Source organism: Rhodococcus sp. 14C212 (genome assembly GCF_011058195.1).
Taxonomy (GTDB): Bacteria; Actinomycetota; Actinomycetes; order Mycobacteriales; family Mycobacteriaceae; genus Rhodococcus; species Rhodococcus aetherivorans.
Window position 1 is genome coordinate 25,459 of the sequence record NZ_JAALEH010000059.1, and the last position, 9,114, is coordinate 34,572.

The 9,114-nt window shown below is 67.1% G+C and carries 8 protein-coding genes and 3 pseudogenes; 6 read left to right on the forward strand and 5 right to left on the reverse strand.

The genetic code is table 11. The features are described 5' to 3' along the window. Positions 1 to 99: 99 nt before the first annotated feature. Entirely contained in the window at positions 100 to 579 is a 480-nt protein-coding gene (locus G6038_RS21370) for a hypothetical protein (protein WP_240918633.1), read from the reverse strand. A 159-nt stretch (positions 580 to 738) separates the two neighbouring features. Between G6038_RS21370 and G6038_RS21375 the strand changes: the two are divergent. Next, positions 739 to 825: pseudogene (locus G6038_RS21375) on the forward strand (maleylpyruvate isomerase); the annotation flags it as partial. 204 nt (positions 826 to 1,029) lie between these two features. On the opposite strand, the gene G6038_RS21380 reads toward G6038_RS21375, so the two are convergent. After that, positions 1,030 to 3,387 (reverse strand): DEAD/DEAH box helicase family protein, encoded by a 2,358-nt coding sequence (locus G6038_RS21380; protein WP_346772878.1) that lies wholly within the window; start codon positions 3,385 to 3,387, stop codon positions 1,030 to 1,032. A gap of 164 nt (positions 3,388 to 3,551) precedes the next feature. On the opposite strand from G6038_RS21380, the pseudogene G6038_RS21385 reads away from it, so the two are divergent. Then, positions 3,552 to 3,858, forward strand: a pseudogene (locus G6038_RS21385) (type II toxin-antitoxin system PemK/MazF family toxin). Positions 3,859 to 3,900: 42 nt separating this feature from the next. On the opposite strand, the gene G6038_RS21390 reads toward G6038_RS21385, so the two are convergent. Then, the gene (locus tag G6038_RS21390) at positions 3,901 to 4,884 is read right to left on the reverse strand and encodes a hypothetical protein (protein WP_240918634.1); all 984 of its coding nucleotides are present in this window, start codon (positions 4,882 to 4,884) and stop codon (positions 3,901 to 3,903) included. A 418-nt stretch (positions 4,885 to 5,302) separates the two neighbouring features. Here G6038_RS21390 and G6038_RS21395 point away from each other — a divergent pair, with 418 nt between their 5' ends. From G6038_RS21395 to G6038_RS21405, 3 genes and pseudogenes are all read left to right on the forward strand, one after another. Beyond that, complete coding sequence (locus G6038_RS21395; RefSeq protein ID WP_346772879.1) at positions 5,303 to 5,551, forward strand: type II toxin-antitoxin system prevent-host-death family antitoxin; 249 nt, start codon at positions 5,303 to 5,305, stop codon at positions 5,549 to 5,551. Positions 5,552 to 5,553: 2 nt separating this feature from the next. Further along, positions 5,554 to 5,814, forward strand: a pseudogene (locus tag G6038_RS21400) (Txe/YoeB family addiction module toxin). A gap of 129 nt (positions 5,815 to 5,943) precedes the next feature. Beyond that, positions 5,944 to 6,426: a hypothetical protein gene (locus G6038_RS21405; RefSeq protein WP_165039768.1), complete on the forward strand. Its 483-nt coding sequence runs from the start codon at positions 5,944 to 5,946 to the stop codon at positions 6,424 to 6,426. A gap of 178 nt (positions 6,427 to 6,604) precedes the next feature. On the opposite strand, the gene G6038_RS21410 is transcribed toward G6038_RS21405, so the two are convergent. Continuing rightward, positions 6,605 to 7,051, reverse strand: coding sequence for a hypothetical protein (locus G6038_RS21410; RefSeq protein ID WP_165039769.1), 447 nt, complete (start codon positions 7,049 to 7,051; stop codon positions 6,605 to 6,607). Between the two features lie 604 nt (positions 7,052 to 7,655). On the opposite strand from G6038_RS21410, the gene G6038_RS21415 reads away from it, so the two are divergent. Beyond that, entirely contained in the window at positions 7,656 to 8,114 is a 459-nt protein-coding gene (locus G6038_RS21415; RefSeq protein WP_165039770.1) for a hypothetical protein, read from the forward strand. A 191-nt stretch (positions 8,115 to 8,305) separates the two neighbouring features. Here the strand turns inward: G6038_RS21415 and G6038_RS21420 are convergent. Next, the coding region (locus G6038_RS21420) for a hypothetical protein (protein ID WP_206025407.1) at positions 8,306 to 9,114 on the reverse strand (809 nt) is incomplete at its 5' end.

The following is a 9,114-nucleotide window of genomic DNA, read 5'->3' on the forward strand; positions in this document are numbered from 1 at the left end:
TTGCTGCTGGAGCTTGTCGGGAGCGCCTGACATGGGGACTTTCGCAGGAAAGCCGAGCGCGAGACGCTCACCTGGGGGCAGGAGGATGCCGCCTCCAGGTCACGAGCCGTCAGCGGGCGGGTTCGACGCTCGTCGGGGCGTCGAACTGTCCGTCCTCGTCTTTTCGTGGTCCAGTTCCTCGTCGACGGTGGAGTCCTCGGCGTCCCGCGGGTGGGCGTGCCCGCGACGGCCGATCCTCTTCACCCCCCCGACCAGGTGTCCGCCGCCGACGACGACGTTCGCGCCGCGCGACCGGAGCCGGTCGCGGAACGAATTGACGTGCTCGCTGGTGGCCTCGACCGTGGCGGCCGCCGTGTCGAGTAGCTCGTCCCGAACCGAGTCGCCGAGTTCGGCGATCTCCGGTGACGAGGCGAGGAACTCGGATCCCTGTGCGAGCAGATCCTGAGGCCCACTGGGGGACCGTCCGCCCGCTCTAGCGATCTTCACGGCCATCTTCAACTGGCGTGTGCGCCCCAGCAGGTATCCGGCGCCGACCGCTGCGGCAATCTCAACCTTGGTTTTGGTTTTCTTGATTTTCATGATCGAACCCACTTGCTGTGTGTCGTCGCCCCGCACTGCGTCGGGCGTCGGGAGCATGTGGAACTGTGACGCGTTGGTGCGCGCGGGGCGTATACCGTGACTACCCCGCGTCCCCGGTCCCCAATCACAAACTCCATCGGAAGCCCCGCTATGCCTCAGCCGACGGCGTTGGCTGGGTGGTCGCGGGCGCATCTGCTCGCGCACGTTGGCTACAACGCGGCGGCGTTGTGCCGCCTGCTGGGCTGGCGGCGTCGGGGGTGCAGACCTCTGTCGGTCGGTGGCCCCCTACTCGCGGGCCCGCTCGGCGCGAGCTCCGCGCCGTTGGTGTGCGCCGAAAGGCATGATCCAACTCCCCTGCCGGTTCGTCACGTCCGGACACCGGTGGATCGGGGTCCACCGCGTGCAGCCCGGTCGGGGTGGTGCTGTGCGCTCCGGGTGACGGTCCGGAAGTCATGGCAGCTGTTTCCGGGGGTCGGGGAAGCCGAGGGAGGTGTATCCGACGGCGCGTTTTCGTAGGGATGAGGCGAGGACGGGGGTGAGTTCGTCGTGATAGTCGTGGACGGTCGCGGTGGCTTTGCCGGGGTGGGGTCGGGTGATGCGTCCGACGTATTGGACGAGACGGCCTTTGAACGAGACGGGGGCGGCGAGGAACAGGGTGTCGAGGGCAGGGCAGTCGAAGCCTTCGCCGATGAAGGAGCCGGTTCCGACGATCAGCAGCGGCGGCTGGTCGGCCCGATGGGTGGCGATCTCGTGTGTGATTTGTTGGCGCTCGCGTGCTTTCATGCCACCGCGGAGAGTGATCACGGTGCATCCGGCGTCGGTCAACTGTTGGCTGAGGGCGGTCAGGTGTTCGACCCAGGTGGTGAGCACGAGGATGTTGGCGCCGTCGTGGTGGGCGGCGAGGACGTCGGTGGTGATCTGGCGTAGTCGGTCTTCGTCGGCGACGAGGGCGCGGTAGATCGCGGCGATTCCGCCGGGCTTGGTGGGGTCGGCGTCGCCGGTGAAGCGGAATCGGGTGCGGTGGAGGTGCAGCACGGGGTGGGGCGCGGGTGCATCTGATGCGGCGCTCGGTAGTTCACCGGCGGTGGGGGAGTCGAGGGTGATGCTGTGGGTGCCGAGTTGGTGGTAGATCAGGTCGTCGAGCCGGTCGCGTCGGTAGGGGGTGGCGGTCAGGCCGAGCCAGTATTTCGCGGGGACACGGTCGAGGACGTCGGAGAACGCGGATGCGGCTACATGGTGGCATTCGTCGACGATGACGAACCCGTAGCCGCCGGTCAGTTCGTCGACATTGTCGCGGCGGGCCAGGGTCGGCAGCAACGCGACGTCGATGATGCCGGTGGTTTTCGATCGGCCGCCGCCGATCTGCCCGCACCGGACACCGAGATGGGTGTGCAGGCGGGCCCGCCACTGATCGGCGAGGGCTTTGCGGTCGACCAGGATCAGTGTTGTTGTCGCCCGCGAGGCGATTGCGGCGCATGCGATGACGGTCTTTCCGGATCCCGGTGGCGCGATCAGCACGCCGGTGTCTTCGTCCGCGAGCTGGCGCACGGCCGCCTGCTGTTCGGGCCGCAGCTCGGTGGCGAGGCGGAAATGCTGCGGTGTTCCGGCGACGCGGTGGTCGTCGATGTGCAGGGCGCTGCCGGCGGATTCGACGAGGGTGGTCAACAGGGGCAGCAGGCCGCGTGGGAGGACGAGATCACCGTCGATGGTTTCGTTGTAGCTACGGAGGAATCGTGGGGTGTCCCAGGTGCTTCGACGTGCCCGTTGACGGGCATGGAACTCGGGGTTCGGGATGGACGCGGCGTGTTTGACCGCCGAGATCATGGCCGGCCCGAGGTCGGTGGCGGTCAGTTGCATACGGGCGCGAAACGATGCCCGGATGACGGCGGCAGGCCGCGGCACGATCTTCGTCGATGTCGGTAGCTGCAACCGGCGGACTTCGTGGCCCGTTTTCGGTGCGGGCCGGCGTGCAGCGATGGCGGTGACGTCGTTCGCGGACAGTCGCGCGATGCTCGACAGGTAGGCCCATTGATCGTCGAACGGTTCGAGGGTGGCCGGATCGAGGAACACGGTGGTTCCGTGCTGGCGGCGGGCACCGTTCAGCGGGGCGGCAATCAAGTTCCCCATACCGCGCCCGGTGTGCACGTCCTGGGAGGGGAACAGCCGGTCGTAACTGGTCAGGCTCATGCTGCCGCGCAACCCGATCGCTTCGCCGATCAGGCTCGTCGCGATCCGCCGAGCGAGGCCGGCCTGGGTGGGGTGGGCGAAGAAGATCCACACGTGCGCGCCGCGCCCGGACTGCGATACTTCCAGTGCCGCGGGTATCGCGCTCGCTCGGGCGGCCTTCAGATAGGCGAGGGCGTCGAGCATGGCGGTGTCCTTGTCGAAATCTGCGCTCACCCACCAGCAGGTGTCGTCATCGGCGAGGGGGTAGAGCCCGATATGGTGCTCGCCGAGCAGATGCTGGGCCACCACTTCGGCGGTCAGCGGCAGATAGGGCACCTCGGATCTGCTCATGCCCTTGACCCAGCGTCCCTCGATCGCGGGCATCCACCCCGACCTGCCGTCCCGGCGGTTCTCCCACCGAACCGCGTAAACGTCGGTGCGGCACCGAAACAGGTCGGCGTAGAACCGGACCTTCTCGGCGGGTGTGGATCCCATGTCCACCGGCGCGCCCGGCGCTCCGGTCAGGGCGGTCTGATCCGGATCGGGGACGCGGGCCTGTTCCTCGCTCAGCTCCAGCAGCCGCCGCAACCGCGCATTGTCGGCTCGAAGCGTGTCCAGTTCTCCCGGGTAGCGTTCCTCCACGATGCCCAGTGTGCGGCGAGCGAGCCCGACCGATCGACCCGAACGACCACGCATGTCGGTGATCGATCGGTACGACGTGGAATCGTCTATCGATGCCGATCCCACCAATTGCCGCACGTCGCCCACGGGAACAGGCACGCACCTCCTGGGAGGGGCTCCGGGGCATGCCGTCGAACGGATCGACACGTTCGTCCACCCGACGGCCGGTGTTGGTATTGACCCGCGCGTTGGTGCGCCCGCACCTGAGCAGAGTGGCGGTGGCGCCGATCACCGGCACCGTGCGAGGGCTGTCCACCGAGGTGCCGGTAGGGCCGGCGAACAGGTTGGAAAGGATTCGGTGGTCAGTTGCGACAACATCGTGACCATTCCCGCGTCAACCGCGTCAACATGGGGGCGCAGTCTCGGGTGCTTCCTTCCGTCGAGGAAGCCGCGCTGTCCGAGGCGATCCGGGCCGTGCTCGACCTCGAATGAACAGCCTCACAGCCGACAACCGACGTGACGGCGTTGTCACCCTCACTGCTCGGGGGTGTGCAGGAGCTCGGCGAGGCGGTCACCGGTGACAGTGAAGCTGGGGGCCGTCTCCTGTTGGAAGAACTCCCTCTTGCGGATGCGCAGCAAGTCTTCGCCGTCGCGTTGCCAGGAGAAGCCGGGCTTGCGTAGCAGGACCCGGAAGACAGGATCGACGCCGTCGGGGTGGCGTTTGGCCAGTCTGCGAAGCGGCAGGGGCGAGACCGTGGGGTCGTCGAGATATGCGCGGAGGAGGGTGATATGGGTGTGGTCGCCGACCAGCGCAGGATCGGCGAACATCGCGTCCAGACGACCGAAGTCACGATAATAGTTCAGGCCCTCGGTCTCGTCGTAGATCATCCCGACGCTGTCGGCCTCGCGGTAATCCTCCGGCAGTCGGCCCATCTCCTCAGCGGTGACGGTGCTGGACGTCGCCGGCGGGGTAGGCATCCCGTTGGGTTCGGCAGATGCACCAACCTGAGCCAAGCGGTGCCGGTAGTGTTCGATCATCCGCGCCTGGGCTGTGGCGGGCGGAAGGATCACCAGATCGGAACCGAACAACTTGAGGAATGCAGCACGGTCGTCGGCCTGCAACTGCCAGGCCCTCTCGTACAGCTTGCGATTACGGCGCAGCAAACCCGGGTCGGCGGTCACCACCTGCAGTGCGGCCCGGGCGACGGTCGCGCCGGAGGACCGCGGAAACGGAACCAGGTGACCGCTGATCAGCCAGTGGTCGGTGGCCGGGTGCACGGGCACGATGCGGCCGTACACGAACATCCCGGGCCGCACTGCAGCGAACACGTCGGGGCCTAGGTTGGAGTGGACGCGATAGTGCACGTCGTCGACCAGGTTGTGAAAGACGGCGGTGCCGATGCCGTCACCTGGCTGGCGGACCTCGAAGTACCCCTCGACGACATCGCGCCAACCCAGCAGCATCTCGCGCTCGGCCTCGGTCAGGGCCTGCCGACGTTGTGCAACGAACCGTTCCACGACCGTGCCGCCGGTACTCCAGGGCGAAATGATCGAGGGTACGTACGACGGTGCCCTCGTCGAGCGGACCGTTGTCCGCCGCCGCCCGCATCAGGGCGGTCAACTGCCTGTGGAAACGGGAATGGTGGGCGAAGTCCACCAGCTCACCCTTCAGATCACCACTTCGGGCCACCAACTGGGTGACCATCGCCGGCGGTGGGGCCGCGACCTCGGTACCCGGCTCCCCTCCGGTGGGCTCAGGCATGAACACTGGTCCCGGTTCGTATCAAGCGCATCACGGGCCCTGACAGTACTCCGATCCCCCGATCTGCGGCGTCGACGACGCAGGCACCGAAGCACCCACGTCGGGAACCCGCATGGACAGGACCACGCAACCACATCCCGGCGACTCGGGCCGAACCGGGCACACTGAATCCTGATCCATCGTTTATCGGACACTCCCCGCAGATCTGATCTCGGATCGGATTCCAAAGATGAGGAGGAGATCATGATCACCCGCTCGGGGCACGAGCCGGTGGTGATGGTCTCGTTGGCGGATTTCGAGTCGCTGCACGAGACCGCCTACCTGATGCGTTCGCCGGCGAACGCGCGGCGCCTGCTCGACGCGATGGAACGGCTCGAAGCCGGCGAGGGCCAGATGCACGCGCTGATCGATGGCGACGACTGACAGTGCGGCTGGTATGGGACATCAACGCCTGGGAGGATTACCTGTGGTGGCAGGCGCAGGACCGCAAGGTGCTCAAACGCATCAACGCTTGAGGACAGGACATTGTGCGCCACGGGAACGAGGGGATCGGTAAGCCCGAACCGCTGAAACACGACTTCGCGGGCTATTGGTTCAGGCGTATCTCCGAGGAGCACCGCCTGTTCTACAAGGTCACCGATAGCGAGGTTCGCATCGCTGCGTGTCGGTATCACTACGGACGTTGACCGCACCCGCCTGACGGACGTTCCGTGTACAGCACCTGACGAAGGGGCTCTGCATGCGTGAGCCGCGCGGCTGGTCTCGGTGGTCGGGTGGTGGTTGACGGCGCGACCGGGTAAGCGGAGCCTGACGGGATGGCGAGGCGGTTGCCGGAGTGGGAGTTGCTGATCCCCGGGGAGGGGCCGTATGTCGGCACGATCCGGGTCGAGGACGAGGCCGGGCGGGAGGTGGCGATCGTCGGCGGTACTGGAGTGGCGGCGTACGCGTGGCGGGCGAAGTGCCTGCACTGCCCCTGGCTGGGCGAGACAGCGGTACGGATCGGTGCGGCCTCGGCGCTGCGTCCGAGCTCCCGGACGATGAGCCGGCTCGAGGAGCAGTGGGTACGGCACATCTACGAGGTGTCGGCGACGGCAGCGGTGCTCGATTCGCTCGAGCAACTCGATCGTTTGGCGGCCCGGCAGCGGGCGGTGACCGAGGTGCTCGACGAGGGGGTCCGGCGTCTGCGCGCCGAAGGGGTGTCGTGGGCGCAGGTGGCGAAGTTGGTGGGGATGACGCGTCAGTCCGCGTGGGAGCACTGGGCGGACTCCTCGGCGGCCCGCCGGCACCGCCAGCAGTGACCGAACAGCGCCGCCTTCCTCGCAACTGTCGGACTTGCCTGACGCAAGTAGATGTCAGGAAGTCCCGACAACCCAACGGGGGTAAACCAGCGAAGCGGCGACCAAAGCCCCACCGCGTTTCCCATCCGCTCGGCTACTGGGCTGAGGGGCTGGGTCCCACCGTCGAACGCCTAAAGCGTCACGTGGTTGACCGTTCCTTCGGTACCAGCAGGGCAAGCAGAGCGAGCAGCAGACCGCCCCCGAGGAGATACAGCCCCCAGCGACCGGTGAGCAAGTTGGCGTAGTTGTCGCGGACGAAGTCTCCAAAACGATCGTCAAGGCGCCACAGCAACATCGCGGTGGTGCCGGTCCCCACGATCACGCCGAACCACCCGACCGCGCGCGAACCCACCAGGGCAGCGACCAGCAGCAGGAGCGCGGCCAGCAACAGCAGGGCTGTCATCGACCGGTAGAACGTCACGGCCTGAGTCTGGACTTGTTCGAAGGTGATCCCGGTGGGGAAGCCGTCGCGCAGATCTACCAGGGCGACATCGCTCGGCTGTATCTCGCCGACGAGGGGAAGGAAGGCGCCGACCGCCACCGCGATGGCGCACGCGAACAGGACCAGATGGACGAAGGTGCGCATGGGTGTTCTCCTCTGTCGGCTGACGAGGTGCTCGGGTTCACAGTAGTCACCGTTGGGCTGTTGTCCGTATGGATCAGGTCTCGGTCGCGTTCGACACGCAGGTCATCGAGGCGAGGCGAGTTGACGGCGGCAGCCGGCGAGCGCGGTGGCGAGTTCCTCGGCGGCGTCGGCTGCGGCGATGTCGCTAGCTCCATGTGATCGACGTGCCGGTGCAGGCGGTCGCTTTGGTCTGGGCTTATGGGTGCGTGTGGGGCGGGTGCACACGGTGACCGGTGTTGCTGCGACGGTGAGGGCATCTATTCGGTGGGGAGGAATGGCCTGCTGTGGTTCGGTGATGTGATGGGGTGTCAGGAGTTCCTGACACCTCTTGGCCGCGGCTTCGGGCTCGCGGTGCCGTTCCCTGGTCGTCGCTCGGTCCTGGTTGTAGCAAAGCGGCCGCAGCGCTCATGCGGTGCGGCCGACATGACGCGATGGGCGTATCCCGTTGCCGTCTGAGGGTCGGCGGAGACCGGGTGACACAGGTGAGCGGGTGGTCCGCCACTTCACAGCCTGAGAACGACCCCCGGCCGCTTCGGTGTTTGCTGGCGGGGTCGTTCTGCGTCGATTGGTCATCGTTCACCGCGCAGGATGCTCTCTGGGGGAGGTCGACGAGCGGGCCGGACTGGCCGACAAGGGCGAGTTCGAGGGACAACAGCATCTCGTTCTTGCGGCGCATATGGTGGCGCGGCCGGCTGTCGGAGAACTCGCAAGCCATCTTCTCGGTCTCGTGCCCGTCGATGCGGTCGATGAGTTCGGCCAGTTCGCGGATGGTCAGCTCCCCGGTACCGAGGGTGGGGGTACCGGCCTCGGCAGCGCGGGCGACGGCGTGGGCGAGTCGATCACGGCGATCACCAAGAAGCGGGCTGTCGACGTCGTGGGGATCTTGCTCCTCGTTGGTCACGGCCCGAGGATAGGGCGTAGACCACAGGTGGATCCGGCTGCCTCTTGTGGCCCTATCTGGGCGAACGATGTCGAGGCATTACATGCGACCCGAGATGTGTCGCCTGGGGTCGGCGCCGAGTGAGCATCTTCGCCTGATCTCGACGATAGTCTCTGCCGTCGACCCTCGTTCGTCACGGGCGTTGGGGGTGGGTGGTCGAAGGTGTTGGCGTGGATGGCAATCCGGTCGCGCTGTCCCGGAATGGTCGTGCTGCGGTGAGTTCGAGCTGCGGGCACGATGCGGCCCGACGCTCCATCGTCGGGGCGGTGCCTTGTTCATCGTGGCGGGGTTGGCATGGGCGGTAGTTCGGCGAGGGCTTCGGTGAGTCCAGGGTAGGTGGGGTCTTCGGCGAGGACTTTCTCGATGCTCTTGCGAGCGCCTGCTTTTCGGTTCTGGGCGAGGTCGACGTAGGCGCGTTCGAGTAGGGCTCGGTGGCGGACGGCGGCGCTGCGGGTACGCACCCGCAGGGCCTCTTTGAAGCTTTCGCGGGCGGCGTCGTGGTAGCCGAGGTGGGCGAAGGCTCGGCCGCGGAAGGCCAGCAGCAGGGCGGTGGCGTCGTCGAGGTTGGTCACCCCGTTGGTCAGGTCGACGACATCCTGGTGCCGGTCGGCGTCGCTGTAGAGCTCGGCTAGCGACAGCGCGGACAGGGTGGTCGGTTGGGCACCTTCGACGGTCCAGATCGCCGCGTCGACGTCGCCGGCTTGTTGGTGCAGCTCGGCGGCGGCGAGGCGGATAACCTCGTCCTGGATGCGCAGGGATGCGGTGACGCCGAAGGCGATCTCCACGGGCCAGGTGCGGTCGGCAAGGTAGCGGACGACGAACGGGTGGGTTGCGAGGGGCTCGTTCTGGGCGACGACCCATCCGAGGAGCTTGCGCGCTCGGGCTTGGGCGCCGGGGTGGCCGATGCCGTGTTCGAAGTGCAGCAGGCCTTCGAGGGCGGCGGCGATCAGTCGGACGGTCGGCATCGCGCGGCCGTGGGCTTGGGCGACGGCGATGTAGTCGGCGGGAGTGCGCGAGTGCAAGACTGCGAACAGGTCCTTTTCCCATTGGGGGGCGGTGAAGGCCGGGGTGGGAGGCGCAGGCG

Coding starts and splice junctions, on each gene's coding strand:
- G6038_RS21405 (WP_165039768.1), top strand. CDS start 5,944: ATGGCGAGGCGGTTGCCGGAGTGGGAGTTGCTGATCCCCGGGGAGGGG.
- G6038_RS21370 (WP_240918633.1), bottom strand. CDS start 579: ATGAAAATCAAGAAAACCAAAACCAAGGTTGAGATTGCCGCAGCGGTC.
- G6038_RS21410 (WP_165039769.1), bottom strand. CDS start 7,051: ATGCGCACCTTCGTCCATCTGGTCCTGTTCGCGTGCGCCATCGCGGTG.